The following is a 24,680-nucleotide window of genomic DNA, read 5'->3' on the forward strand; positions in this document are numbered from 1 at the left end:
CCGAGGGGGTGAGGCCGGGAAATAATGCTTGATCCCGCTCACCCCCTGCTGTGCGGCTGCGACCGCACCGGCGATTCCCGCCGCCGACCGAGCCCACGCCGGGGGACGGCTCGCTGGGACCTCAGCTCAACCAGTGGACGATTGAGCGGACCAACTCCGCGATGGCCGCGAGGTAACGGAGGTAGTCGAAGGCTGGCCGGAGCGCGGCCAGGCCACGCCTGGCGCTCTCGGTCACCGTGCTCTTGCGCACGCCGTAGGAAGCCGCCACTTCCTCAGCCGTCTTGCCGAGTGCCTTGTGCTCGTACAGGTACTGCCGTGTCTTCTCCGGAAGCTTGGCAAGCTCCTCCTCCAAGATCAGCAGGTCGACCAGTTCATCGATCAGATCCTCGGCTGCTTCTTCAGCCTCTGACGGCTCGGCGGGCGTCTCCTTTGGTTCGAGCGGGAAACGCCTCCAGGCCATCCGCTTGGCCATGCGGTACATGGCGCGCTCTGGCACCTTGAGCTTCTCGCGCTGCTTCCACAGCGCCTCCAGAGCTTCCGCAGTGACATCGTCCGCCGCCGTCTGACGCAGGCCGGACGGAAGGTGGTTGAGCACCCCGCGGGAGTAGTTTCGCAGTCGCTGGCCATACAGCAGATGGAACCGGTCGAACGGCTCACGGTACTTCCAGCAGGTCGGACACCACTGCGCACGGTCCGTGTAGAGGCCGACCGGCGACTCCGCACGAGAGTCGCCATCCTGGTCCTTGTCCTTCGGGAACACCACCTTCTGACGACTCAACTCGTCGCAGCAGCCCAAGCAGTCCGGCGACTGGTCCTCGTCCACACTCTTCCCCCTCCAGGGTGGGGACCGACCATCAGGCGATCGGCCCATCACCATGCCCGTGCGCGCTCGACAGCTTTTGGACGACAACGCCTTTCGACCATTTTCGGACTGAAAGCCCCTTGCTGCGAGACCCCCGAGACGCATCGAACAAAAGCGCCATCCAGGATGGCTGCCCTGACAGGAGGTGGCAGGCCCCCGTCACCCGAAACAGAAATCTCAATGACTACTCCCGCACCTCGGTCACCAAGCCGGAGCTTCCTCGCTGACCTGGCTGGCTCCTGCAGCCGTCCAAAGGCCGCTCGCACTCGGCAGACAACGGCGACAGAGAACGGCACGGCGCAGGAGGCCAGGCGGCCCGAAGGGCGGCTGTACAGGCACCTGAACGTGCGCCACCACTCGCTACCTGGGACGTCCCGGCTGGAACTGCGACCACGTCGTCATGCCCCGTGCCCGCCACCAGGCACGCCTCGCCGTCCGGGCCTACTCCCACCCCCTGCGGGCACCCCTCATCGCCGCCCCGAAGTAGCCTTCCCCGCCAACGAGTCCCGATCTGCCTGCTGCCGTCCCGGAGCCAGCGCACAGAGGAAGATGGACGCCGTGCACGACGACCCCAGCGCCATCGCATCGTTGCTGCGAGCCAGGTACAAGCAACGCCTGCCCTCCACCCTCAACGAGCTGACCGGGCCCGAGCACGGAATGGTGGAGCTGCCGCTTCACATCGCGTGGTCCGGACTGCGCACCCTCGATCTGGGCCTGCCACGACAGCGCATGAGCCTGTACAGAACGGTGCTCGCCGAAGGCATGCGTGACGACCTATGCCGCTTCCTCAACCGGGACATCCTGCTTGAGCTTTGGCCAGTGCTCCACAAGCTCATCAGCAGGGCCATCAAGGACGTATGGGAGGAGGCATTCCCCGAGCTGCGTCCATGATCACCTTCCGGCGCACTCCCCCAGCACCCCACAGTAGGCGTTCTCACCACACCTGCGGCACTCTCACCCAACCTGCAGGATCGCAGGTCAAACGGCCCGAGCAGGGTCCAGAACCCGTCGCAATCCATCTGCAGCCCCGCAGGCCACCTGCATGCAGTCACCGCAACAACGGTGCGACCTCACAACCTCGACGGCTTGCTCTACACCGAACGGCGTACGAGCAAGTGTTGCACGCCAGGCCCGTGTCAGCGATCGTCAGGTGTCTTCACGAGAGGGTTACGCCATGCCAGCCGGCTGGACCGATGAGCCATCCAGATCGTTTTGTGAGCCTTCTTCGGTGTCAGGCGCGTCTGAAGCGGCCACATGGACGGAGTTCGTGACCCGTCGAACGTGTATGGACCCGCCGAGGGGCTGGCACAGAACCAGGATGCCGCCAGCCATGGCCAGAGCGAAGCTCCACAGGCCCATGATCAGGGCGATGGAGAAGTGGAATAGCAGCCCTGCGCCCATCACCCACCATCGCTGACGTTGCGGGAGCAGGAGGCAGATGGCCAGCGAGAGCTCGATCGCCAGAGGAACCCAGGTCATCAGGGCCACGCCCAATGGTGTGGCGATGATCGGCGCAATCAGCGTGTTGAGCCATGGAGCGGGTCCGAAGTCGAGGTTGCTGCCCCAGTACCACATGGCGGTTCCGTCCTGCCATTCGGCGTGAGGCAGCTTGGCGACAGCCGCCTGGAAGTAGATCACGACCATCTGCAGACGCACCATGACGAGTGCGCTGGTGCCGAGGAGCGCCAGCAGGGGGGCGGTACGTGACCCCGACGCCTGCTGTTGCGGCTCCCAATGCCAGCGGCGCTTGTCTCCGATGGCCGGGAGTACGAACAGCACTGAGAGAATGAGGGCGACCTGGTCGCCTCCGTCGGCAATGGCGATGCCCGAGAAGACGCTGTAGTTGATGTACGCGTGCGGCAGGGCGGTGAACCGAGGCCGCCAGCCCGAGGCCACAACCAGAAGAACCATCACACACGCCCATTTGATCCAGGCCAGGTGAGTGTAATTGTGGGGTGCCAGACAGAAGACGCTCGCGGCGGTGGTAGAGGTACACAGCGGATAGTCACCGATGGTCGCTACCGGTCGGAAGAGAGTTTCAGCACTTGAGGCAGCCAGGGTTCCGGCGGTGCCAAGGGCGACGAGAGTGCGGGCTAAGCCGTACACGTTGGTCCAGGGCAGCGGGACGGGGCGCTGGGTCACGGGCACTTCAGGCTCCAGACGGCAACACGAGTGGGAGTGTGGCGTTCAGAGGACAGGCGGCGCCATGCCCATGGGACTGGCTGCATCTCCACAACTGCCGCCCGACCGCACAGGGTGGGGGTCGGCGAGGAATTGGTCGTCGCAGCGACCGGTGCCGACGCGTGTGCGAGGCAAGCGCTCACGGACTGTGTCCCGTCGCATGATGTCCATCTGAGGTGCTTCTGGTGCAGCAGCAGAGCGATCTCGATGCCCTGCGATCTGGAGGCCCGGTCGAACCCGAAGGCGTTCGATGGTCTGGAGTGCGGCGTGAGGGCGGCACTGTGCCAGTGACCGTCGGTCATGCGGTACGGAGCGTACTGAGGGTCCTTCCCTGACTTGGTGAAGAAGGCCCAGCCCTGGGGCGCTGCAACGGTGGCGACCTTCCCGATGCCGCCCTGTCCGGGCAACGAGATCACGTTGTGCGGCAGAAAGCTTTGGGCGACGTAAAGGCTCACGACAACCCAGATCGCGGAGATTGTCGCGACCCAGGCGCGGGGCACCGTGGCGGAGTGGGCTGGACCGCGTGAGCGCAGACGAATGGTGAGGATGAGACGCATGGTTGCTGTGCCCTCGACTGATCGACATGGTGCGGGAGCCGGCGTGCAGGTGAACGGCGCAGAGCGGTGGGCCGGACTGTCACAGCGAATGGCAGTTCGGCCCACCACCCGGCTGGGTTAAGCCGCCAGAACCTGTGTCAGCTGGGCCATCTCCTCATCCCTGCTGAGGGAGCTCTGTCCCTTCTCGGTGGCAGACCAGAAGTGGGATGTGGTCACCACCCACTTGGCTGCCTGGAAGTTCACGGCCACCGAGACGTTTACCGCGCCACCCAAGTTGACGGCGACAAGCACGTTGACGGCCACCACGACGTTGGCGCACCTGCCGATGCCGGTACCGGTGTCACCGGTCCTGGACTTCGTGGTCGCCAGCGACTTGAGGATGCCGGCGGCCTGATCCACACCGCTTTCCACCTGGCGCGGGTCACCGGAGCGCAGCTTCGCCGAGAAGGAGCTGAAGAAGTCCGAGTGCTCCTTCTGGATCCTGTCCAGCACCGCGGTCACGGCCTTCATCTGCTCTGCGGTGCTGTTCTCCTTCCGAAGGGTGGCGACATCGACGAACTTGCCCGATCGGGCGAGCTTCTCCGCCACCGGTCCCTGGGCGAAGGCCAAGCCTTCGAAGAGGAGCCGGCCGTCCTTGGTCGCCTCCGTCTTCGTGCGCGGTCCCGAGGTTAAGGAGGAAGTGGCATGGGTCGTGGCCGCGGACGCAGCGGCCTCCTGAGCCACGGCGCCGCCGAGTCCGAGGACGGCGACAGCGGCGATGGCGACGCTCACGCGTCTGTGCATAGTGACTCCCCGTGGTACGACGTGATAGTCCAGTGGTCACTCAGCGCAATCTCTGGACACGGACGGGTGAACGCTACAAGCGTTCGAAACGGAGGCCAACGACTTAAAACGTCACCCGGTAGAGATCAAGCCAAGCTCATCAGGGCCCGCATGAGTGTCATAAGGGCGGGGCAAAGGATGTGTCAGTGCGCGACTATCGTTCTACTTCAAAGTGAACAATCCTGGTGACGCGCTTCACAGAAAGGACCTGACGTTTGTGTTAGAGAACCGTGCCCCTGCCCTGAGTCGCACCCGTCTAGTGGTGGAGGCGACCGTCCCCTTCGCCGGTGGGGCAGTGATCACCGGCGTGGCATTTTTGCTGTTCAAGGGCTCTCTGCCCGACAGGATCGCCACTCATTTCACGTTGGGCGGCAGCGCCGACGGCTACAGCAGCCCAGGGACAACGCTTGGCCAATACATGTTGCTGTTCGCCATCCAGGCGATCGGCGCGCTCGGTGTGGTCTTCTCCGTCAAGGCGGCCCCCAGGGCCGCCAGGGGGCTGAGGGCATTCTGCTGCGGGCTCGCCGCCGGGACGGCCTACGACCTCATAGCCACGCTGTGGGTCGTGAGCGACTCCAGCGGACGGAATGTTCATCTGCCGTCGTACCAGTGGGCCGTGGACGTCCTTGTAGGTGCAGTCGTGGCCGCCGCCGCATGGTTCGCTTCCCGGAGCCGTGCATGAACCAGGAACACGGGCCGCAGCGGGTCACCGTCTGGCACCGCACCTTGATCAGTGGCTGGATGCTCGCCACGGGCATCGTCGCAGCGGTCGGCTTGTTCGTCCTGGCAGGTGTCGACCCCCATCACCGATCGTTCATGCTGTGGCTTCTGGTGTTCCCGGCCGCATTTCTCATCGTCGGGGCCATCCGAGTCACGGTCTCCCCCCGCGGAGTCACAGCCGGCTCGCTGCTTGTGCCGTTTCTACGACGGCGCTTCCCTCTCGAACGCATCGAGAGCGCCTCGGCTCGATGGACCAAGCCCGCCGAGATCGGAGGGTGGGGCTACCGCTGGAACCCGGGACTCAGCAGCATCTCACTGCGCGAAGGCGATGCCATCTGGCTCGCCCTCACAGGCGGCAGCCAGTTCGTCATCACCATCGATGACGCCGATACAGCCGCCGAGCTCACCAACCACCTGCTCGCTCGCGGACACGAAGGTCCCTGACATGTTGGTCACCATCGACCACTCCTCGCCCTTGGGCCTGGCCGAGCAGATCGCCGCTTCGGTACGCCGCAACATGGCCGAGGGCAGACTCGGGAAGGGCGACCGCTTGCCCTCCGCTCGCGCTCTCGCCCGCACTCTGGACGTCAACATGCATACGGTTCTGCGGGGTTACCAGATTTTGAAGGAGGACCGGCTTATCGATCTCCGACCTGGACGCGGAGCGGTCGTCACCGCCGAAGCCGCCGACCAGGCCATGGTCATCGAAGCCTGCCTCCACTTCGTCCGGACCGCGCGGAGATCAGGCATGAGCAGCCGGGACATCCTGAGTCTCGTAGCCGACCATGTCGAGCCTCCTTCTGGATCTCCAGGTCGACCGGACGACGCCGTGTGAGAACCGGCCCGTCGTGCCCTCGGGAACCATGCGGTGCCAGTGTGATCGGGCAGGGCACAGTGCACCGGAAAACACCACGGACCAGTGAGAACTACCGAGCGTAGTTCTCACTGGTCCGAAGTGTTTGTGCAGCAAACCTCAGGTCAGCCCGCGTCCCTCGTCATTTGATCTTCTTGATACGGTTCACGGCGCCTTCGGTCCGCCGGAGCTCCAGTGCAGGCCGAGGCCAGCGGCACCGCATCGAGGTCTCGGAGCAGATGGAGGGCGAAGTCGCGAGGACACAGGAACCGGCCGGCCTGCTCTGCTGCCGCTGCCAAACGGGGTGACGCGGCACGCAACCAGCGCTGCGGTTCGAGAGCCCTCGGTGTATCGGCTGATCGACGGAGGAGACTCGCCCCTCGCCCCTGGCCGCGCGAGCGGTCAGCTCGCGATGCACCGCCGCGACGTTCCCCTTCCACAGCCCCAGCAGAGCCCGGACCTCATCAGTAACCGTGAACCGCCCGGGATACGCGGCCCGCTCCCCCGGTGCCCGGGCCGCAGCCTCGTCCCGCTCGGCGGCCGCCAGCCACCGCCACACCGCACGCTCCCGCACCCCGAGCACGTCCGCCGCCGACCTCACCTGCCCAGTGGTGAGCTTCCCCTCCCGCCGCAGGGCCAGCAGACGGCGCACCGCCACTCCCCGCAACGCCCGAACCGACACAGCCGGCAAAGCCCCACCCGCGTCACCACCCACCCCATCCGGGACCGGGTCCTGCTCTCCCTGATCCACACCCCCGAGCACACCAACACCCACCGGCCAGCGGATCAGAACTCACGAAACTGAGACAGCGTCACCCCACATGCAATAACGCCCCAGGACAGCACTGCCCCGCGGCGCCTACGACACCTCTTTCTCTGCGGCGGGTGCGGCGACGACGACACACCCGACCCGCGGGTCCCGCGTTCAGGACAAGACGCTGTGCGTCCGCTGCGACAGGGCCGAGCGGCAGGTCCGCCACTACCAGATCACCCTGCCGCGGAGGAACGCGATCCTGCGCTTCCAGGGCGACGTCTGCGCCCTGTGCCAGGAAGGCCTGCCGATCGACCACTGCCCCGACGCTGTCAGCTTCTGGCACGTCGACCACGACCACCGCTGCTGCCCGCCCGGCGGCTCATGCGGGCGGTGCGTCCGCGGCCTCCTGTGCCTGCCCTGCAACGCCACCCGCCTGCCCGCCTACGAACGCCTCCCCGACGTCCTCCGCGACAGCCCTCGCTTCAACACTTACCTCAGCAGCCCGCCCGCGCCGGCACCCCGAAGCCTGCCGCCAGGGACCATACAGGCCCCCGTGACGCATCCAGCTACCTCATCGACGCCTTCTTCACCGCTGCGGACCATCCCGAGGGGGACACCCTCAGCCACTGAACGCCACTGTCCTCCCGGCTGGCGGCCGGCGACCCCGGACTGGTTCGGGCTCGCGACGTTCGCCACCTTGAGCGCAAGGCCAGACAAGCGTCCTGGCGAGCAGCAGGTGCGGTGGCGGTCATGCCGCAGCTGCTGCGCCAGCCGATCCGAACACGTCGTCGAAGCAGTGTGCTTGCTCTGTGCGTACGAGGTGGAAGGCGCCGCTGTGGTGGCGTAAGGCGTGGGCGGTGTAGTGGACGACTTCGGCCGGGGTGAGGACCTTGAGGTCGCCGAAGACGTAGTACAGCGGAGTGGGTGCGTGGGCCGCGGTGAAGAGGAGGCCAGCGTTCACGGTGTCGGTGCTGATGGCGTAGCGGTCGGTGTCGGTGCTGGGCATGCGGTCTTTGGCGTCGATGGTGATCAGGTCGCTGCCGCGGGCGGCGATCAGGTCGGGGAAGTGCCGCAGGGCGGAGCGGGTCCGGCGCAGGGCGTCGCGTACGGCGGGCGAGTAGGTGCCCTGTCCGCAGGGGTGAACGGTCCAGCCGCGTGCGCGCAGAGCGGCAGCCACTCGACGTTCGTGCATGTCACCTACCGCCTTGCGGTCCTCCCACTGCCCCACTGCCGGTTCCCCCTCGAGTAAGTCCCGAAAGCCACGCCCGTGATACGAAGCATTCACTGTTCGTACTACCCATCCGCTAGCTATGATGCCCCTCATGGCGGCATACGTTGACCCACGCTTTCGTCCCACGCTTTGGCCGGGAACACCCGTGCCCGCACCGGAGTTGCGGCCCGTGACCGGGGCGCGGGCTGACGGCGAGTGGATCGTCTGGGAGCCCCATTTGCGATCCGAGGGAGAGACCGTTCCGCTGCCGGAGGACTTCTACCTGCGTGAGTTCATGGAGCTTGACCCCGCGGATCTCGATGCCGTGGCCGCCATGATGTGCGCCTACGGGTCTCTGGGCGGCAGCATCACGACCGGCGGCTGGGACGAGGAGGAGTACCAGCGACTCAAGGAACTCACCGAGCGCGAACACCCAGTCCGCGGGCCGTTCTGCCTACACGGCGAGCTGGCCACGCTCTACGTAACGGAAGCCCAGGCGGCCATCACTACCTGGCTGGCCCTGCGCCGCGAGGGCGGCCTCGACGCGCTCGTCGAAGCCGAGATCTCAGGGGAAAAGCTGGCGCAGTGGCAGTCCGACAACACGGACGGGGGCAAGGTGTGGCCGCATGACCTGGACCATATGCGCGAGACCGTCCTGGGAATGAAGATCAGCGACCTGGTGGATGAACTGAACGCCGCGCTCAGGCCGTTCAGCATCGGCATCGGCGGCCTGACGGACCGCTACCCCAGCATCCTCTCGGTCGTCTTCCTGCAGCTGTACAACCACCTCGCCGAGGACGCCACGATCCGCGAGTGCGCGAACGAGACCTGCCGGCGCAGCTTCGTGCGCCAGCGCGGCCGCGCCGAGTACGGGCAGAACCGCACCAGCGGCATCAAGTACTGCACCCGCGAATGCGCCCGCGCCCAGGCCCAGCGCGAACTGCGCCGGCGCCGTAGGCAGCAGACTCCCCCGCTCCAGCAGCCGCCGTCCCAGAGTCCGGAGCCGCAGGACAGCCCGGAGCCTGCCGGCCGGGCAGGGGATGCGTCGTGATCAGTCTTCGGGAACACCAGGCGCAGGCCGTCTCGCAGATCCGCGCGTGGGCGGGATTCCCCGTACGGTCGTCCACGCCCGCCCAGGGGCTTCGGGCGACGGTGGTCTCCGCAACCGGCTCCGGGAAGACGATCACGGCCGCATGGGCTGCGCTGGAGTGCTTTCGTGGCGGGCGGATCCTCGTCATGGTCCCCACCCTCGACCTGCTCGTGCAGACCGCCCAAGCGTGGCGCAGCGTGGGCCACCACGGGCCGATGGTCGCGGTGTGCTCGCTGGAGAAGGACGAGGTCCTGGAGCAGTTCGGCGTGCGGACGACCACCCACCCGATCCAGCTGGCACTGTGGGCGGGGCAGGGGCCGGTGGTCGTGTTCGCGACGTACGCCTCCCTCGTGGACCGTGAGGACCCCGAGGACGTCACGGGCCGGGCGAAGGTGCGCGGGCCGCTGGAGGCCGCTCTGGCGGGCGGGGAGCGGCTGTACGGGCAGACGTTCGACGGCTTCGACCTCGCCGTCGTCGACGAAGCCCATGCAACCGCCGGTGATCTCGGGCGGCCGTGGGCGGCGATCCACGACAACACCCGCATCCCGGCCGCCTTCCGGCTCTACCTGACCGCCACCCCTCGCATCCTCGCCTCCCCACGGCCGCAGAAAGGCAGGGCCGGCCAGGAGCTGGAGATCGCCACCATGGCGTCCGACCCGGACGGCCCCTACGGCGCGTGGATCTACGAGCTCAGACTGTCCGAGGCGATCGAACGCGGCATCCTCGCCGGGTTCGAAATCGACGTCCTGGAGATCCACGATCCCTCCCCCGTCCTTGCGGAATCGGAGGAGGCGCAGCGGGGCCGGCGTCTGGCGCTGCTGCAGGCGGCGCTCCTGGAGCACGCCGCCGCGCGCAACCTGCGCACCGTCATGACGTTCCACCAGCGTGTCGAGGAGGCCGCCGCGTTCGCGCAGAAGATGCCGCAGACGGCAGCGCGACTCTACGAGGCCGAGGTCTCCGACAGGGACCTGGCCGGCGCGGAGACCCTGCCGAAGTCGTCGATCGACGCCGAGTTCTACGAGCTGGAGGCAGGCCGCCACGTGCCCCCGGACCGCGTGTGGTCGGCTTGGCTGTGCGGCGACCACCTCGTCGCCGAACGCCGCGAAGTCCTGCGCCAGTTCGCAGGCGGCCTCGACGCCGGCAACAGGCGCGTGCACCGGGCGTTCCTGGCCAGCGTGCGGGTCCTGGGCGAGGGCGTCGACATCGTCGGCGAACGCGGTGTGGAGGCGATCTGCTTCGCCGACACCCGCGGCTCCCAGGTCGAGATCGTGCAGAACATCGGCCGGGCCCTGCGCCCGAACCTCGACGGCACGGCCAAGACCGCAAGGATCGTCGTGCCCGTCTTCCTGAAGCCCGGCGAAGACCCCGCCGACATGGTCGCCTCCGCCTCGTTCGCCCCCCTCGTAGCCGTTCTCCAAGGCCTGCGCTCGCACTCGGAACGCCTCGTCGAACAGCTCGCCAGCCGAGCCCTGAGCAGCGGGCAGCGGCACGTGTACGTGAAACGGGACGAGGACGGGCAGATCGTCGGAGCCGGCGGCGAAGCGGGCGAGGAGCAGGGCGACACCGGCACCGCTGCCGAGTCCGCGCTGCTGCACTTCTCCTCTCCCCGGGACGCCGCCACGATCGCGGCGTTCCTGCGCACCCGGGTCTACCGGCCAGAGTCCCTGGTCTGGCTAGAGGGCTACCAGGCCCTGCTGCACTGGCGGAAGGACAACCACATCACCGGCCTGTACGCCGTCCCGTACGACACCGAGACCGAGGCCGGAGCCACCGAACGCTTCCCCCTCGGGCGGTGGGTTCACCAGCAGCGGCGCACCTACCGCGCCGGTGAACTCGACGACCACCGCCAGAAGCTGCTCGACGAAGCCGGGATGGTGTGGGAACCCGGCGACGAAGCCTGGGAGACCAAACTCGCCGCCCTGCGCTCCTACCACCGCGCCCACGGCCACCTCGCCCCCAGACGCGACGCCGTATGGGGCGACGCCGACAGTGAACTGGTCCCGGTCGGGGAGCACATGGCCAACCTCCGCCGCAAGGACGGCCTCGGCAAGAACCCGCAGCGCGCGACGGCCCGCGCCACGCAGCTCGCTCAGATCGACCCTGACTGGGACTGCCCATGGCCACTCGACTGGCAACGCCACCACCGCGTCATCGCCGACCTCGCCGCCGACGAACCCGACGGCCTCCTGCCCCACATCGCCCCCGGCGTCCTCTACGAAGGCGACGACCTCGGACGATGGCTCGCACGGCAACGCGAAGCGAGCACCTGGGCACAACTGTCGACCGAGCAACAGGAACGACTGTCCCAGCTGGGCTTGAAGCCCATCCAGGCGCCGTCTCCGGCCCCTGCGGCCACCCGCGCGACGAAGCCGGGCAAGGCGCAGCAGGCGTTCCAGCGCGGACTTACGGCCCTCGCGCAGTGGGTGGAACGGGAAGGCCCGGACCGGCCGACGCCGCGCGGCCACGCTGAGGAGATCGTGGTCGACGGTGAGACGGAACCGACCGTGGTGAAGCTGGGCGTATGGACATCGAACACCCGCGCGAGGCGGGACAACCTCACTTGCGAGCAGCAGGCCGCCCTCGCCGCCTTGGGTGTGCCCTGGGCGAAGGCTGCGGTGCCGGCCCCGTCCAGCCCGGCATCGGGGGACGACGGTTCGGTCCAGCCCGCGCCGTCGGACGCACAGGCGCTGGAAGACCACGGCCAGGGCGACACCGTGACGGAGGGCGAGGCTCAGGCGGCACGGGGCCGGGCGCGGGCGCAGCGGATGAACGAGCTGATGCGCAAGCACACCAAGGCAGAACTGCTGCGCATGGCCTACACGGGTGGCCTGGTGAACCACAACTCCCCCGAGCAGTGGCGCAAGGACGAAATCGCCTCCACCGTCGTGGACATCGAGTTCCGGGCGGCCGGCCGGCTCTGACCACAGCCTGATGCCCTCGACGGGGCTCGCGGATGTTCGAGATCTACAGGTCGAACTCGAGGTGCTCGATGTCCGTGAAGCGGACCTCCTCCAGGCTTCCGGCGCGGCGGCCGCCGTCCTGGAAGTACACCTCCTTGAGTGCCTCAGCCGCGAGCTCCTGAAGGCGCTGCTCGGTGGCGCCCTGCTCCTGGGCCTCGAAGAGGCGCGCCGCGTACTGCGGGGGCAGAGCGACGGTCAGGTGCCGGATACGGTCCTGGTCCGTCGACCCGATCGGCGCGGTGTAGCCGAGGCGGGCGCGGGTGTCGATGACGATGCCGCCGGTCGTCGCCGCCCGCTCCTTGGCCTTGGCCCGGATTTGCGGCTGCCAGCGTGCCTTCACCTCGCGCTCCAGGCGCGCGGCGAGGTCCGGACGCGGCTTCTTGATCTGGTCCTTCACGTACCGCTCGACGGTGCGCTGGGAGATCCGCAGCATCTGGGCGACCGCCTTGGTGCCCTTGAGCTGCTTGACCAGGTACCGCATCTGCGCGCCGGCCGACTTCGGGACCGGGCGCGTGAACGCCTTCTGCACCGCCTGGTCCAGGCCGTCCCCGAACGTGCTCATCGCCTGCTACTCCCCGCTGTCCTCGTCCGTGACCTGCCCGTCCTTGATGTACCGGGCGAGATTGAGCTGCGGCGCGTCGAACCGTTCGCGGACCTCCTCGCCCCACAGGACGCTCTGGGTGCCCTCGTGCTTGACCAGGCCCGGGTTGATGCCCAGCTTGAACCCGCCCGGCAGCGGCTTGCCGTCCCGGTACGGCAGGAAGTCCAGCGGGCTGGTGCCGTCGGCCGCGTAGACGACGCAGTCGGACAGGATCGCGACCGGGTACTGGCCGGTGAACGCCGCATGCTTGACGATCTTGCGGTGCAGGTTGATCCGGGTACGGGAGATGACCGCAGCGCGGATGTCGGGCCGCCACGTCGGGCGGGACAGGGCCCGCCACGGCTGCCCGGGCTTCCAGCCCTCCCCGCGCGGGCGCTCGCGCAGCTTGCCCAGGCCGCCCTTGACCGTCGCCTTGACCGCGGAGACGACGATCGCCAGCTCCGGGTCACGGCCGCGGTAGCCGTCCATCGCCGCCAGGAAGTCGGTCGGTGCCATGTCCGCGTCGACTCCGAGGTCGGCCATCGTGGCGAGGTACGCGTCGCGCAGCCGGTTGTACCAGCCGTCCAAATAGCGGCCGCTCTCGTAGCGGACGTACGCCTCGAGCGGCGCGACGTCGTAGCCGAGCTCCACCGCGTACGCCACGGTGGGCGTCGCGTACCAGGCCGGGCCCTCGGGGCGGTCGCCCTTCGGCGTGAACGGGCTGGGCAGCAGACTCGCTTCCAGCTCCGCCCACTTGTCCTTGCCGGCCTTCACCCGCGACAGGTCCACATGGGAGAGGTCAACCAGCCAGGAGCCGGGCAGTTTCGCGTCGAACGCGGGGGCCTTGACACGGGTGGGCGCACCGATGCCGACGGTCAGGCCGTTGGCGCCGGCGGCGAAGGCCATGTTGACGTCGATGCCCACGAGGTGCCGCAGGGTGCACTCGGCATCCGTCATCGGCCGCGCCCAGTCGTACGCCTCCTCGAACAACTTCTCCCCCGGGCCGCGCACGTGGAACCGCGGCAGATCCGCCAGGAGCGGGTGCCCGTCGGGGGCCTCGCACGGCGCACAGTCCACCGGATCCTTGCCCAGCGAGCCGGGGTTGTGCTCGGAGTGCCGCTTGCCCGCCGCGTCGGGCTCGGAGGCACGGGTCGGCGGGTGCAGCGCGGTCATCAGCTCCAGGCCGGTCACCGCGGTCGAACCGCGCGGGGTCATCACCCGCGACGCGTACACACCCAGGACCCGCGCGAGTTCCGCCGGCGGAAGCTGCCCTGCCTCGCCCCAGTGCCGGGAGTCCAGCGCGTTCCACGACGGAATGCACAACTGCACGCACTGGCGGTCCGAACCGGTCGCGGGACGGTAGATCCGCGCCCACGGCCCGAACCCGCGCTTCGTCAGCTTCCACTCCGCACGGACCAACTGCTTGATGACCTTGTGGCCCTCGGGGATCCGCCCGGCGAGCCGCTCCTCATCCGTGAGGGTGGCGGGGAGGCCGTAACGCTCCAGCACGGACTGGGTGAGGACGAGCAGCGGATCGGCGTCCTTGCCCGGACCGGCCAGCTTCGGCTGACCGAGCTTCGCCTCGCGCAACGTCCACTCCACCAGGGACGGGATCGACTTGGCGGGCACGTCCAGGACCAGACCGCCCGTGCAGTACGCCAGTACCTGCCCATCGGCGTCGACATCGACGACCGCCAGCGGTCCGTTCTCGAACCGCAGGTCCGTGCCGCCCGCCGGGGTTCCAGCCGGAGCCTCCTCCTTCGCGCCCGGGCGGCGCGACGCCGACGACGTAGCCCTGGCGGTGCGCACCGGACGCGTCGCGGCCGCCGGGGCAGCGGCGACGGGGGCGGGGCTGGGCTGGGTGTTCTCGACTGCAGTCATGTCCGCAGCCTCGACAGCCGCATCCGCCGGGGTCGGTGAGGCGGTGAACGTGGCCGGCACCGCCGGGGCGTCCGTCTCCTCCGACGCTGAAGGCGCCGGGTAGAGCTCCGCGAGCTGGTCCAGCAGCCGGGCGTAGGCGTCGCGCTCCGGCGGGCGAGGCTCGGTCTTGCCGGACTCCCAGGCGCTGACGGTCGCCCGCCGTACCTTCAGCGCGCCTGCCACCTCGTCGATCGTCAGGCCGTGCGCGGCACGCAGCCGCTTGCGCTCCGCAGGCGGCGGCAGCGCAGACCGGGACGCGACCAGCGCATCGACCGCGTCGAACAACTCGGACATCGAACACCTCCTGAGCAACACCCTAACCACGAACCGTACTTATCGCGTACGTTTGCCGTACGAAACACGTACGAAGTGCGTTGCGGTAGGCATCAACACACGGATCCTCTCCTGTGTCCCGTCCTCGCGGCACCTGGTCCACGCGCGGCTGCCGCCTGCGGGGAGCGGGAGATGACAGGTCCATGCGGCTGGGACTGAAACCGGCGGGGGTGCCCAGGAGCCGAGGGGCAGCTTTCCACAGCCGTTCTTCGGGGAACCGGCTTGCTTGGATTTCCGCTGGGCTCCCTTGCGAAAGCGCCCGCCCGGATCGGCGAATACGAGACCGTGGTGGAGTGACCCATCATCCCGGCCTCCTGCGGACAGCTCCCCTGCAGGGTGAGACGACCTCGTCGCTGATCTGCCGCATCGCGAGCCGCTACGGCATGGAAGCGAAAGCGTTGCGGTCGTCCTGGCAGTTTGCGCAACTACCCGCCAGGGCACGACGGCGGGGGCGCGCGGGCCGACGCCGAGGTGCCGCTGAACGCAGCCGGACGGCAGCTCCTGGCAGGCCTGTGCGGCGTCACCGAAGACGTGCTTGCGCAGGCGTTGCCGTCCTGGGGACAGGAGGACGCCAAGTTGTCGGCCGGGAAGAACGGGGTGCCGGCGGCGGCGTGGCGGACCGGCGGCGCGGCCGCGGGGCCGGTGGCGTTCGGCTGCCGCCTGTGCGCGGCCCGACGCACGGGAACGGCCGTGCGGGTCGTGCGGTACGCGCCGCGATGGGAGCGGGTGTGCGCCCGGCACCGGCGGTGGCTGCTGGACGCGGACGCCGACCAGCCTCTTGAACATCTGGACGTACGGGGTGTGCCCGAAGTGGCCGCGGCGGTGGGCCGGTGTGGCGCGGCGGGCAGCACGGGCCGGAGCCGGGCCGGCGAGGGTGTTCGCTCTGGCGCACGCGGTCGTGGCCCGGTGGTGGGAGCAGGCCCTTCGCTGGGAACGCGAGGCGATCTGGCCGCGGCGGCTGCACCAGGTCGCGGGCGGCACGCCGGGACAGAGCTGGAGCGGTGGCGGATCGTGGGCCGGGACGCGGTCGTCTTCCCCGAGGTGGTGGCCGTCGCCGACGCGCTGCTGGACCCCGCCATGGCCGAGCTGGTGTGGATGGACAGCGGTGCCGGGCGGCCGCGGGCGCTGCCCGCCGAGGGGATGTTCTGCGGCCGGCTCGGTGAGCGGGTCGGCCGGCCGTGGCTGGGGCCGTTGGCCGCGACCGACTACGGTGGCCCGCTGACCTCCTGGATGGGCAGCGTCATCCGCCTCCACCGCGGCGCCGGCGGGCCGCCCGGATACGACAACGACCCGTGGTGGCTGCGCCAGGAGCACCAGAGCGCGACCATGGCAGGGCAGTTGAGGTACTGGGCAAGGAGAAGAAGGCGCCCGGCTCGGGGAGGATGTGGCGGGCGGCGGTGCCCGCCGAACAGCGCACGCTGATCACCCGGGCGATCGAGAGGGCCGAGGAACAGCTGCTCCAGCTGCGCGGGGTGCAGACCGGGACCGCCGACGTCACCCGGCAGCTTCTGCGCAGCCTCCGCCACAGCGCCGGCCTGAGCGACAACGCCTGGAAGCGGACCGCTCTGGCGGCCGCGAACGCCGGAATCCCCCTGGAAGAAGTCGCCCGGTGGGTGGACATGACCCCTGACGCCTTGATGAACATGCTGACGGCCGGCCAGGAAGACAGTGGCTGAAGGACCGCCCGGCAAGCGCGGAGCGGCCGCCATAAGGGGGCTCGTCAACCGTTAGCGCACGCGGTACCCGTTCGTGGCAGGAATCCCCAAAACCAGGTGACCGCAGGCGGATACGGCTTGGCTGAAGCAGGTGATCAACGCAGATACGGCCAGGCCGGGGAGCCTGGCAGGGCGGGTGGCGGCTGGTCGCCCTACCGAGTTCGAGGCAGTCTTTCACGACCCCGTCGGGCAGGTGGTCCGGCAGCGGTGGGCGGACGCCGCCCTCGCGGTGGCGTCCGAGGACCTGGCGCCGGTGTCCGCGTTCCCGGTGATCCCGGGGCGGCGGTGGGGACCGGGCCTGTGGTGGTCGGCCACGACCGGGAAGCATGTCTCCGCGGGATCGAACGCGATGCGCACCCAGCTGATCGTCCTCGACCGCGATCCGCGCGTGACCGCCCTGACGGGGCGGCCGGTACGGCTGCTGTGGCGCAACCCCCGCGGGCAGGTGCGTTCCAGGGTGGCGCAGCTCTTCGCCCGCTACACCGACGGCACCGCCCTGCTCGCCGACTGCCCCAGCCACCCCGATGCCGGCGGCGCAGGCGCGATGAAGGCCGCTGAGGCGGTGGCGAAGGCGTGCACGTACATCGGCTGGACCTACCGCCGCCTCCCACCGCTCGACGGCATCCTGGCCGCCAACCTGAATAACGGCACCCTCCCCCGCCACGCCCCCTACCTCCACCAACGCACCGCCAGCCGCATCGGATCCCTCACACGACTCATCCGCCAAGCCGCCATCACCGCCATCCACGACGGAACCGAACGCATCACCAAGCAATCACTCGACACCATCCGCCTCGACCACCTCGCCGAAACCCACCACCGTCCCCGCACCCGATAACCCCCGCCCCCAAACGCAATGGCCGTCGCAGCGTCAAGGGGCCGACCGGCCGCCAAGGACTCGCTCCCGTTCCTTGGCCAATCCAGCCCGTCCAGGAGTCAGCCTCCCGCCGTCCGGGAAGGACGCCTGCGTGGACTCATCGGCGTGGGTGGGGGCGCTATTCGGCCTGGCAGGAACCATGATCGGAGGAACCCTTTCGATCTGGTCCGCAGTCATTGCCCAGCGACGGCAGGCAGCTCAAGCGCGTGATGATCAACGGCAGACCCGTGCAGCCACAGCGACTGAGGCGGCGCTGACCGAACTGCTCGAAATAGAACGCGATGCCCGCCGAGCCGGCCCTCACGACAACGCCCGCAGTCACCTACTCCACGAACGCATACTGAGCATCCAAGTCCTGATGCAGCGCGTTCCTGACGCCGGCCTTCGTGACCGAGTGAGAGAAAACTGCCTGCTGATGCCTCTCCATCTTCCTGACGACACCAGAACCTGGGAGCAGCGACGGGTCGACAGGATCCACCTCTGCCGTGACGCCATCGCCTGCCTGGGCGCCTACCTCCGGGGTGAGGCAATGCCACCACGCACGAACCCAGTTGGGGAGATCCGCGCGCTTTGGCACTCTTCCGACATCGGTTCAGAGACAGACATGTTCTTCTACGAGCCGGAAACATAGCGGGCACCGGTCCGGCGGCCACACAAGCCGATCACCACCCAGCCGATACACACCAAAACAGCCCGTCGTGCCCGGCGAGGGGCTGGCCGGGCTCTACGCCGAGGCGGGCGCGACCACCGCCGACGGCACCACCAAAACAGGCCTGGCCAGCACAAACACACGCCGGGCCTTTTCACGCTAGAGCTACCTGCAACGAACCCAGCCCCGCTCCACACACACCACACAAGCCCAGCTCACACACCCCGGCCTCCCCACCGAAGCCACCCGCCCCGCCTCTCAGCGAACCAGCAACACACCGGGCCAGCCGCCGCCCCGTACACCAACAAGCCCCCCTCCGAGCGTCAGACGAGCTCTCGGCGGTCGGAGGACTCACCGGGCTCCGATCAACTCGAAGCTGAGCAACTACCCGATCCACAAGTCTTGACTGTTGCTCATCGCAGCAGCGGTCCTCGCTCTGGAGCGGCAACGCCGAAAGACGTCAAAGATGTGTTCAACTGCGTTCCGACGCCCGTAGATGCGCACCACATACCGGCGTTCGGCGACGGGCCGTCTGTCCGTCTTCCTCGACAAGCTGTACGCCTGAGGTCAGGCCTCCCCGACGGCGAGGACGATCTTGCCGCGGTTGTCCCGCTGTTCCAGCCGCTCGTGGGCGGCCCGGGCCTCCTCGAGCGGCAGCACGGTCTCGACCGGCACCCGGTACGTCCGGTCCGCGACGCGCTCGGCCAGTTCCCGCAGGTCGGCTCGCGGGTCGTAGCCGTGGATCTGCAGGTTGGTGAGCTGGAAGCCGAGGATCGAGGCGTTCTTCGGGTAGAAGTCGCGGGTGTCGACGGTGGTGGGCTCCCGTGCGACATTGGCCAGCGCCACCACCCGGCCGCCGGGCGCCGGCCTCGGCGGCGATCTGCACGGCCGCACTGCCCACCCCGCTCGCGGCGGCCTTCACCACGACCGTGTCCCCCTTGCCGGCCCCGGCGAGGTGCCGCAGGCAGTACCAGGCCGACAGCCATGCGATCGGCAGCGCGGCCGCGGTCGTCAGGTCCACCGCGTCGGGCAAGGCCACCACCTGCCCGACGGGCACCGCGGCCAGCTCTGCGTAGAAGCCGGGAGCGGCGTCCCCGTCGAGGGCCGCCACGCGCTGTCCGACCTCCAGCCCGGTGACTCCGTCCCCCACCGCGGCGACGGTTCCCGCCGCCTCCGCGCCCGGAATCAGCGGCGGCCGCCCGGCGCGGTGGTAGACCCCGGACCTGACCAGGGCGTCCGCCCGGTTCACGCCCGCCGCGGCGATCCGTACGAGCACCTGCCCGGGCCCCGCCACGGGATCGGGCACCTCGACCGGCACCAGCACCTCGGGGCCGCCGAAGTCGTCGATCCGCACCGCACGCATACCGCACCCGCTTCCTGCCGCAGCCGCCGGGACGACTGACACCGGTTCATGTGGTGTCACCTTGCGACACCACATGAACCGGTGTCAAGGCAGGTTAGGATCGTTCGCATGACCAGTGCGTCCGACCCGGTGCTCGCCTTCCCCTTCGTAGGGGGCCGCCCCTGCCTGGACTTCGTCGCCACGCTCGGCAGGCGGCACGCCACCCCGGTCGAGCGGATCCCCGACACCGCCGCGCTGGCCCACTGGTTCCACGAGGCCGGGCTCACGCCGGACGAGGGCCCCCTGCAGGTCACCGCCGGCGACCTGAGCGAGGCCCGGGTGCTGCGCGAGGCGCTCCACCGCGTCCTGCGGTCGGCGATGGCCGACGATGATCCGGACCCGGCCGACGTGGCGCTGGTCAACGAGAGCGCTGCCCGCCCTGACCTGGCCCCCCAGCTGGGCGAACGCCGCTGGACGGCCCGGCATCCGGTGCGTGCCGCGCTGACGACGGTGGCCCGGGACGCCGTCCTGCTGGTGCGCGGCCCCCTGCTGGAGCGGGTCAAGAAGTGCGAGAACCGCGACTGCTCCCTGCTCTTCCTGGACGACTCCCAGGCGCGCCGCCGCCGTTGGTGTTCCATGGAACGCTGCGGCAACCTCGCCAAGGTCGCCGGATACCGGTCGCGCAGCCGGACGGGCGCCACCCCGTGAGGCCCGCACCTGCCGACCGCGACCGGCGAGGTCCGCGGCGGCCCCTTGCCGCCCGGCGAAAGGCTTCGCGCCAGCGGTGGTGGCTGGTCCGCTGGTCGCACCAGGCGGACCCGAGCCATCCCGGTTGCCCGCCGGTCGCGCGGCTCGATCACGGCTCTTAGCGTGGAACAAGGAATGTTCCCCCGCGGTCGCCGTTTCCGGCGATGGGGTGCTCAGCCGTGACGCGCCGGCCCTCGGGCCCACACCGTACGGCAGGGAGGAGGCGGTGGGGGATGGGCGCTGACTGGCAGCTGCTCGAATCCGGACCGGCAGACGCCGCCGACACGGTGCTGCTGCTTCCCGGGGGCATGTGCAGCGCAGAGTCGTTCGCGGAGGTGATGGCGCAACCCGTGCTCGAACGGCTGCGGCTCGTGGCCGCGACCATGCCAGGACACGCGGGGGCCGCACCTCTGGAGGATTGCAGCATGGCGTCCTACGCGCGGGTGTCGGCGGAGCTGGCGGAAGAGATGCGGGCGGATGTCGTGGCCGGGTTCAGCATGGGCGCGTCCGTCGCGGTGGAGATGGTCACCTCCGGCGCGTTCACCGGGCCGGTCGTGCTGTCGGGCGTCAGCCTCAGCTCCCCCGACGAACCGGCGTTCTTCCGCGCGCTCGTGGCGCTGGGCCGCGTACTCGGCGGCATCCCGGTGAGGCTGCTGGGCAAGGCGACCGGGGTGATGCTCAAGCACATGCGGATGTCCACGGAACGTCAGGCCGAACTGCGCGCCGACTTCGACAGGAACGACCCGGCGGTCATGCGGCGGATCCTGCTGGAGTACACACGGTGGCTGCGCCAGGACGAGCAGCGGGCCGTCCGGCTGTGCCAGGCCGGCGTGCCGGCCTGGCTTATCCACGCCGAGAAGGGCGACGGCGGGCTCACCGACGCCGAGCGCAGCACCCTGGAAGCCTGCCCGAACGCCCGTGTGGTGACGATCCCGGGCTCGGCGTTCTTCCTTCCGGTGGAGGCCCCCGAACCGCTGGCCGCGGCCATCGCTGAGGCCGTCGCCCTCGCTACCCGCCCGTAGCCGGCCGGGGTCCGCCACGGGCGAACGTCTCCGTCATCGATGCCGCGCCAGTCACCAGCAGTAACCGTTCTCGACGGACAGGCCGGCGTATGTGTCACCCTTCAGGGAGACGGCGCTGACCCCGTACGAGTAGCGGCTGCCCTTCTTGCCGGACCTGCCGGGGGGGGACGCCATGATTTCGATCGCCTTCGAAATGCCGTGCCCTCGTGCCGTCGCCGGCGACCGGTGTCAGGCCGGTCGCGGGCAGGCCGGTGGGGTCTGGTTTGCGGGTGGGGTCAGGCCGGTGTGTTCCAGTGCTTCGGCACGGCGTCGGTGTCGGCGCCGGGGGCGGGGGCCGGGCGGGGGGCGGGGGGCGGGGTGCGGGAGAAGCGGGGGGCGGGGGACGGCTGGGGGCGGCCGGCGACCTCGGTGAACGTCGCGCGCTCGCGCAGGGCGGGGTGCTCCGCGGCTTCCCCGGGGGTGAGGACGGGCACCACGCAGGCGTCGTGGTCGGCGAACACCTTGGCCCAGTGGTCCCGGGGGCGGGTCCGGAACGCTTCGGCGATCCGGCCTCGCAGGGCCGGCCAGTTCGCCTGGTCGGCGCGGTCGGGCAGGTCGGCGGCGTCCAGGTCGAGCTGTGCGCAGAGGGCGTCGTAGAACCGCGGCTCGATCGCGCCGACCGCGACGTGCCCGCCGTCCTGGCATGCGTAGGTGGTGTAGAACGGCGCGTCGGTCACCGTGACGTTGCCCGGGTTGTCCCGCCACTGGCGGACCATCACCTCCAGCAGGGCCGCTCCGTCGGCCATGGCCGCGTCGACCACCTGGCCGCGCCCGCTGCGGGAGCGCTCGTGCAGCGCCGCCAGCACACCGAGGACCTGGAGCAGACCGCCGCCGGCGAAGGTGGACAGATACGTCGAGGGAGGCGACGGGGAGCCGGCGGCGTCCGCGTCGCTGTGGAGTGCTCCGGCCAGGGCGAGGAAGCTGATGTCGTGCCCGGAGCGCTGCGCCCAGGGTCCGCTCTGGCCCCAGCCGGACACCCTGGCGTAGACGAGGCGGGGGTTGGAGTCGGCGAAGGACTCCGGGCCCAGGCCCAGGCGCTCGCATGCCCCCGGGCGCAGGCCTTCGAGCAGGACGTCGGCGCGGTCCACCAGGGCGCGCACCTGGCGTATGCCGTCGGGGTTCTTCAGGTCGGCCGTGACCGAGCGGCGGGAGCGGCCGAGGGGGTCGGCGGGCCCGGATGTGCCGGCGCCCGGGCGGTCGATGCGCACGACGTCGGCGCCCAGGTCTGCGAGGAGCGTGGCGGCGAAGGCGCAGGGTGCGCCGCTCGCCAGCTCGACCACGCGTACACCGTTGAGTGGCCCCATGAGGCTCATCTCCTTTCCAGTGACTTCTCTGATTTCTCGGGTGCGGTTTGGACGGGTCTATGGTGATGAGTTTTCACGAATCGGTTCGCGATTTTCGCTTCGGGATTCCGTATTGTTTCGCCTCTGATTTCTTCCCTATCTTGCGAGTGTTTTTCCTCTTGCTTTCCCGGATGAGAAAGGGCAGGAATCGTGACGGTTCTCTACACGGCTGAGGTCACGTCGTCGGGAGACGGCCGCAAGGGCCGGGTCAGCTCCTCGGACGGTGTGCTGGACCTGGGACTGGACGCGCCCAAGGAGGTGGGCGGCTCCGGGGAGCGGACCAATCCGGAGCAGCTGTTCGCCGCGGGGTACGCGGCCTGCTTCCACAGTGCGCTGCGGTTGTCCGCGCGTGAGGCGCGGGTGCGGCTCGAGGAGGAGCCGGCCGTCACGGCCCGGGTGCACCTCGAGCGTGACGACTCCGGTTACGGGATCAGCGCCGATCTGACGGTGCGGATGCCGGGCGTGGCCGCGCAGGCGGCGCGGGAGCTGGTGGAGCGGGCCCATGCCCGCTGCCCGTACTCGCGGGCCGTGCGCGGCAACGTCCGCGTGGGGATCGAGCTGGCCGGCTGAAGGCCGGGTTCCCCTGCGGCGCGTTCGATGGGCTCGGCGCGTTGGAGGTGATGCTCCCGGTGTGCGCCGCCGGAGCCGGACGGGGTCCGGCTCCGGCGGCGTCCGCGTGTGCGGGCCTGCTCACGCCGGCGGGGGTACGGCGGCCGCGGCGGCCTTGGCGGCCTGCGGGAGGGCCGACACGATGCGGTCCACGGCCCGGTCGTCGTGCGAGGCGGACACGAACCACGCCTCGAACGGCGACGGCGGCAGGTAGACGCCCTGGCGCAGCATCTCGTGGAAGAAGGCCCGGTAGCGGAAGGCCTCGCTGGCCCGGACGTCGTCGTAGTCGCGGACCGGCCGCGGCGAGAAGAACACCGAGAACATCGTCCCGGAGTACTGCAGCACGTGGGCGACGCCCTCGGCGGAGAGCGCCGCGGACACTTCGGTCCCGATGGCGGCGGACACCGCGTCCAGGCGCTCGTAGACCGCCTCGGTGCAGTGGCGCAGGGTCGCCAGGCCGGCGGCGGTGGCCACCGGGTTGCCCGCGAGCGTGCCCGCCTGGTAGACGGGGCCGGCCGGGGCGAGGTGGGCCATGACGTCGGCCCGGCCGCCGAAGGCCGCGGCGGGGAAGCCGCCGCCCATCACCTTGCCGTAGGTGAACAGGTCCGCCGCCACGCCGTCGCGGTCGTACCAGCCGGCGCGGCCGGCGCGGAAGCCGGTCATGACCTCGTCGGAGATGAACAGGGCGCCGTGGCGCCGGCACAGGTCCTTCAGGCCGGCGTTGAAGCCGGGCAGGGGCGGGACGGCGCCCATGTTGCCCGGCGCGGCCTCGGTGATCACGCAGGCGATCTCCGGGCCGCGCTCGGCGAAGACGCGCTCGACCGCGGCCAGGTCGTTGTAGGGCAGGACGAGGGTGTCGGCGGCCTGGGCGCCGGTGACGCCCGGGGTGTCCGGCAGGGCGAAGGTGGCCAGGCCGGAGCCCGCCGCGGCCAGCAGCGCGTCGACGTGGCCGTGGTAGCACCCCGCGAACTTGACGATCTTGGAGCGGCCGGTGAAGCCGCGGGCCAGCCGGATCGCGGACATGGTGGCCTCGGTGCCGGAGGTGACCAGCCGGACCTGCTCCACGGGGGCGACGCGGTCGACGATCTCCTCGGCGAGGGCGATCTCCCCCTCGGTCGCGGTGCCGAACGAGGTGCCCGCGGCGAGTGCGGCGCCGACCGCGTCGAGGACCGCCGGGTGCCGGTGGCCGAGGATCATCGGGCCCCAGGAGCAGATCAGGTCGACGTACTCGCGGCCTTCGACGTCGTAGAGGTAGGGGCCCTGCGCGGAGGCCATGAAGACGGGGGTGCCGCCGACGGAACCGAATGCCCGCACGGGGGAGTTGACGCCGCCGGGGATGACGGTCGCGGCCCGTTCGAACAGCGAGGCCGAGACGGCGCCGGCGGGACCGTCGAGGGCGGCGGGTGCAGGGGATGAGGACATCGGTCGGTGCCTTTCGCAGTCGGAAGAGGAGAGCGGAGGGTGAGGGGGGGCCGGGCGGGGCCGGTGGGCCGGG

25 protein-coding genes and 1 pseudogene are annotated in these 24,680 nt (G+C 69.8%); 14 read left to right on the plus strand and 12 right to left on the minus strand.

The window, feature by feature from the left end:
• Positions 1–121: 121 nt before the first annotated feature.
• The gene (locus tag Sri02f_RS00375) at positions 122–823 is read right to left on the minus strand and encodes an RNA polymerase sigma factor (protein ID WP_108999061.1); all 702 of its coding nucleotides are present in this window, start codon (positions 821–823) and stop codon (positions 122–124) included.
• A gap of 588 nt (positions 824–1,411) precedes the next feature.
• Here Sri02f_RS00375 and Sri02f_RS00380 point away from each other — a divergent pair.
• A complete protein-coding gene (locus Sri02f_RS00380; RefSeq protein WP_108999062.1) occupies positions 1,412–1,753 on the plus strand; it encodes a hypothetical protein in 342 nt (113 codons plus the stop codon).
• Positions 1,754–2,029: 276 nt separating this feature from the next.
• On the opposite strand, the gene Sri02f_RS00385 is transcribed toward Sri02f_RS00380, so the two are convergent.
• The 3 genes from Sri02f_RS00385 to Sri02f_RS00395 all read right to left on the minus strand — a co-directional run bounded on the left by Sri02f_RS00385 (position 2,030) and on the right by Sri02f_RS00395 (position 4,371).
• Positions 2,030–3,004: a sporulation-delaying protein SdpB family protein gene (locus tag Sri02f_RS00385; protein ID WP_108999254.1), complete on the minus strand. Its 975-nt coding sequence runs from the start codon at positions 3,002–3,004 to the stop codon at positions 2,030–2,032.
• The gene (locus Sri02f_RS00390) at positions 3,001–3,600 is read right to left on the minus strand and encodes an SdpA family antimicrobial peptide system protein (protein WP_108999063.1); all 600 of its coding nucleotides are present in this window, start codon (positions 3,598–3,600) and stop codon (positions 3,001–3,003) included. Before Sri02f_RS00390 ends, Sri02f_RS00385 begins: the two co-directional genes overlap by 4 nt.
• Before the next feature lie 117 nt (positions 3,601–3,717).
• Positions 3,718–4,371, minus strand: a complete 654-nt coding sequence (locus Sri02f_RS00395; RefSeq protein ID WP_159106625.1) for a sporulation delaying protein family toxin — start codon at positions 4,369–4,371, stop codon at positions 3,718–3,720.
• Positions 4,372–4,684: 313 nt separating this feature from the next.
• On the opposite strand from Sri02f_RS00395, the gene Sri02f_RS00400 reads away from it, so the two are divergent.
• The 4 genes from Sri02f_RS00400 (at position 4,685) to Sri02f_RS43975 (ending at position 7,596) form a co-directional block, all read left to right on the plus strand.
• Entirely contained in the window at positions 4,685–5,104 is a 420-nt protein-coding gene (locus Sri02f_RS00400) for a DUF1648 domain-containing protein (protein WP_159106626.1), read from the plus strand.
• On the plus strand, positions 5,101–5,586 hold the full coding sequence (locus Sri02f_RS00405; protein WP_108999066.1) for a hypothetical protein: 486 nt from the start codon (positions 5,101–5,103) through the stop codon (positions 5,584–5,586). The genes Sri02f_RS00400 and Sri02f_RS00405 overlap by 4 nt, the downstream gene beginning before the upstream one ends.
• A 1-nt stretch (position 5,587) precedes the next feature.
• On the plus strand, positions 5,588–5,977 hold the full coding sequence (locus Sri02f_RS00410) for a GntR family transcriptional regulator (protein WP_108999067.1): 390 nt from the start codon (positions 5,588–5,590) through the stop codon (positions 5,975–5,977).
• A 956-nt stretch (positions 5,978–6,933) separates the two neighbouring features.
• The gene (locus tag Sri02f_RS43975) at positions 6,934–7,596 is read left to right on the plus strand and encodes an endonuclease VII domain-containing protein (RefSeq protein ID WP_108999255.1); all 663 of its coding nucleotides are present in this window, start codon (positions 6,934–6,936) and stop codon (positions 7,594–7,596) included.
• On the opposite strand, the gene Sri02f_RS00425 is transcribed toward Sri02f_RS43975, so the two are convergent.
• Positions 7,498–7,941 carry a hypothetical protein gene (locus Sri02f_RS00425; RefSeq protein WP_245970224.1) on the minus strand — a complete coding sequence of 148 codons (444 nt, stop codon included), beginning with the start codon at positions 7,939–7,941 and terminating at the stop codon, positions 7,498–7,500. The genes Sri02f_RS43975 and Sri02f_RS00425 overlap by 99 nt on opposite strands.
• A 184-nt stretch (positions 7,942–8,125) precedes the next feature.
• On the opposite strand from Sri02f_RS00425, the gene Sri02f_RS00430 reads away from it, so the two are divergent.
• Both Sri02f_RS00430 and Sri02f_RS00435 read left to right on the plus strand, forming a co-directional pair.
• Positions 8,126–9,010, plus strand: coding sequence for a hypothetical protein (locus Sri02f_RS00430; RefSeq protein ID WP_245970226.1), 885 nt, complete (start codon positions 8,126–8,128; stop codon positions 9,008–9,010).
• Complete coding sequence (locus tag Sri02f_RS00435) at positions 9,007–11,970, plus strand: DEAD/DEAH box helicase (protein ID WP_108999070.1); 2,964 nt, start codon at positions 9,007–9,009, stop codon at positions 11,968–11,970. Before Sri02f_RS00430 ends, Sri02f_RS00435 begins: the two co-directional genes overlap by 4 nt.
• A 43-nt stretch (positions 11,971–12,013) precedes the next feature.
• Here the strand turns inward: Sri02f_RS00435 and tpg are convergent, their stop codons facing one another.
• Positions 12,014–12,571, minus strand: coding sequence for a telomere-protecting terminal protein Tpg (gene tpg, locus Sri02f_RS00440; RefSeq protein WP_108999071.1), 558 nt, complete (start codon positions 12,569–12,571; stop codon positions 12,014–12,016).
• Positions 12,572–12,577: 6 nt separating this feature from the next.
• Complete coding sequence (gene tap / locus Sri02f_RS00445) at positions 12,578–14,803, minus strand: telomere-associated protein Tap (RefSeq protein ID WP_108999072.1); 2,226 nt, start codon at positions 14,801–14,803, stop codon at positions 12,578–12,580.
• A gap of 456 nt (positions 14,804–15,259) precedes the next feature.
• Between tap and Sri02f_RS00450 the strand changes: the two genes are divergently transcribed.
• The 4 genes from Sri02f_RS00450 to Sri02f_RS40995 all read left to right on the plus strand — a co-directional run bounded on the left by Sri02f_RS00450 (position 15,260) and on the right by Sri02f_RS40995 (position 18,065).
• Complete coding sequence (locus Sri02f_RS00450; RefSeq protein ID WP_245970228.1) at positions 15,260–16,264, plus strand: DNA-binding protein; 1,005 nt, start codon at positions 15,260–15,262, stop codon at positions 16,262–16,264.
• Positions 16,240–16,518 (plus strand): hypothetical protein, encoded by a 279-nt coding sequence (locus tag Sri02f_RS42420; RefSeq protein WP_245970230.1) that lies wholly within the window; start codon positions 16,240–16,242, stop codon positions 16,516–16,518. The genes Sri02f_RS00450 and Sri02f_RS42420 overlap by 25 nt, the downstream gene beginning before the upstream one ends.
• A 232-nt stretch (positions 16,519–16,750) precedes the next feature.
• Complete coding sequence (locus tag Sri02f_RS00455; RefSeq protein ID WP_108999073.1) at positions 16,751–17,395, plus strand: TnsA-like heteromeric transposase endonuclease subunit; 645 nt, start codon at positions 16,751–16,753, stop codon at positions 17,393–17,395.
• A 130-nt stretch (positions 17,396–17,525) separates the two neighbouring features.
• The gene (locus Sri02f_RS40995; RefSeq protein WP_159106627.1) at positions 17,526–18,065 is read left to right on the plus strand and encodes a hypothetical protein; all 540 of its coding nucleotides are present in this window, start codon (positions 17,526–17,528) and stop codon (positions 18,063–18,065) included.
• 585 nt (positions 18,066–18,650) lie between these two features.
• On the opposite strand, the gene Sri02f_RS42425 is transcribed toward Sri02f_RS40995, so the two are convergent.
• Both Sri02f_RS42425 and Sri02f_RS42430 read right to left on the minus strand, forming a co-directional pair.
• Positions 18,651–18,929 (minus strand): zinc-binding dehydrogenase, encoded by a 279-nt coding sequence (locus tag Sri02f_RS42425; RefSeq protein WP_245970231.1) that lies wholly within the window; start codon positions 18,927–18,929, stop codon positions 18,651–18,653.
• 238 nt (positions 18,930–19,167) lie between these two features.
• Positions 19,168–19,521, minus strand: a pseudogene (locus Sri02f_RS42430) (alcohol dehydrogenase catalytic domain-containing protein); the annotation flags it as partial.
• Positions 19,522–19,554: 33 nt separating this feature from the next.
• Between Sri02f_RS42430 and Sri02f_RS00465 the strand changes: the two are divergent.
• A complete protein-coding gene (locus tag Sri02f_RS00465) occupies positions 19,555–20,133 on the plus strand; it encodes a CGNR zinc finger domain-containing protein (protein WP_108999074.1) in 579 nt (192 codons plus the stop codon).
• 272 nt (positions 20,134–20,405) lie between these two features.
• On the plus strand, positions 20,406–21,194 hold the full coding sequence (locus Sri02f_RS00470) for an alpha/beta fold hydrolase (protein WP_159106628.1): 789 nt from the start codon (positions 20,406–20,408) through the stop codon (positions 21,192–21,194).
• Positions 21,195–21,245: 51 nt separating this feature from the next.
• Here the strand turns inward: Sri02f_RS00470 and Sri02f_RS43565 are convergent, their stop codons facing one another.
• Both Sri02f_RS43565 and Sri02f_RS00475 read right to left on the minus strand, forming a co-directional pair.
• The gene (locus Sri02f_RS43565) at positions 21,246–21,368 is read right to left on the minus strand and encodes a hypothetical protein (protein WP_281261874.1); all 123 of its coding nucleotides are present in this window, start codon (positions 21,366–21,368) and stop codon (positions 21,246–21,248) included.
• Positions 21,369–21,469: 101 nt separating this feature from the next.
• The gene (locus tag Sri02f_RS00475; protein ID WP_245970232.1) at positions 21,470–22,537 is read right to left on the minus strand and encodes a CaiB/BaiF CoA transferase family protein; all 1,068 of its coding nucleotides are present in this window, start codon (positions 22,535–22,537) and stop codon (positions 21,470–21,472) included.
• Between the two features lie 189 nt (positions 22,538–22,726).
• Between Sri02f_RS00475 and Sri02f_RS00480 the strand changes: the two genes are divergently transcribed.
• Complete coding sequence (locus Sri02f_RS00480) at positions 22,727–23,146, plus strand: organic hydroperoxide resistance protein (RefSeq protein ID WP_108999077.1); 420 nt, start codon at positions 22,727–22,729, stop codon at positions 23,144–23,146.
• Between the two features lie 120 nt (positions 23,147–23,266).
• Here Sri02f_RS00480 and hemL read toward each other — a convergent pair whose 3' ends face one another.
• Positions 23,267–24,607, minus strand: a complete 1,341-nt coding sequence (hemL, locus tag Sri02f_RS00485) for a glutamate-1-semialdehyde 2,1-aminomutase (RefSeq protein WP_108999078.1) — start codon at positions 24,605–24,607, stop codon at positions 23,267–23,269.
• Positions 24,608–24,680: the final 73 nt, after the last annotated feature.

The organism is Streptomyces rishiriensis, assembly GCF_003112535.1.
Taxonomy (GTDB): domain Bacteria; phylum Actinomycetota; class Actinomycetes; order Streptomycetales; family Streptomycetaceae; genus Streptomyces; species Streptomyces rishiriensis.

Coding starts and splice junctions, on each gene's coding strand:
- Sri02f_RS00380 (WP_108999062.1), top strand. CDS start 1,412: ATGGACGCCGTGCACGACGACCCCAGCGCCATCGCATCGTTGCTGCGA.
- Sri02f_RS00390 (WP_108999063.1), bottom strand. CDS start 3,600: ATGCGTCTCATCCTCACCATTCGTCTGCGCTCACGCGGTCCAGCCCAC.
- Sri02f_RS00405 (WP_108999066.1), top strand. CDS start 5,101: ATGAACCAGGAACACGGGCCGCAGCGGGTCACCGTCTGGCACCGCACC.
- Sri02f_RS00410 (WP_108999067.1), top strand. CDS start 5,588: ATGTTGGTCACCATCGACCACTCCTCGCCCTTGGGCCTGGCCGAGCAG.
- Sri02f_RS00425 (WP_245970224.1), bottom strand. CDS start 7,941: ATGCACGAACGTCGAGTGGCTGCCGCTCTGCGCGCACGCGGCTGGACC.
- tpg (WP_108999071.1), bottom strand. CDS start 12,571: ATGAGCACGTTCGGGGACGGCCTGGACCAGGCGGTGCAGAAGGCGTTC.
- tap (WP_108999072.1), bottom strand. CDS start 14,803: ATGTCCGAGTTGTTCGACGCGGTCGATGCGCTGGTCGCGTCCCGGTCT.
- Sri02f_RS00465 (WP_108999074.1), top strand. CDS start 19,555: ATGACCAGTGCGTCCGACCCGGTGCTCGCCTTCCCCTTCGTAGGGGGC.
- Sri02f_RS00470 (WP_159106628.1), top strand. CDS start 20,406: ATGGGCGCTGACTGGCAGCTGCTCGAATCCGGACCGGCAGACGCCGCC.
- Sri02f_RS43565 (WP_281261874.1), bottom strand. CDS start 21,368: ATGGCGTCCCCCCCCGGCAGGTCCGGCAAGAAGGGCAGCCGCTACTCG.
- Sri02f_RS00475 (WP_245970232.1), bottom strand. CDS start 22,537: ATGGGGCCACTCAACGGTGTACGCGTGGTCGAGCTGGCGAGCGGCGCA.
- hemL (WP_108999078.1), bottom strand. CDS start 24,607: ATGTCCTCATCCCCTGCACCCGCCGCCCTCGACGGTCCCGCCGGCGCC.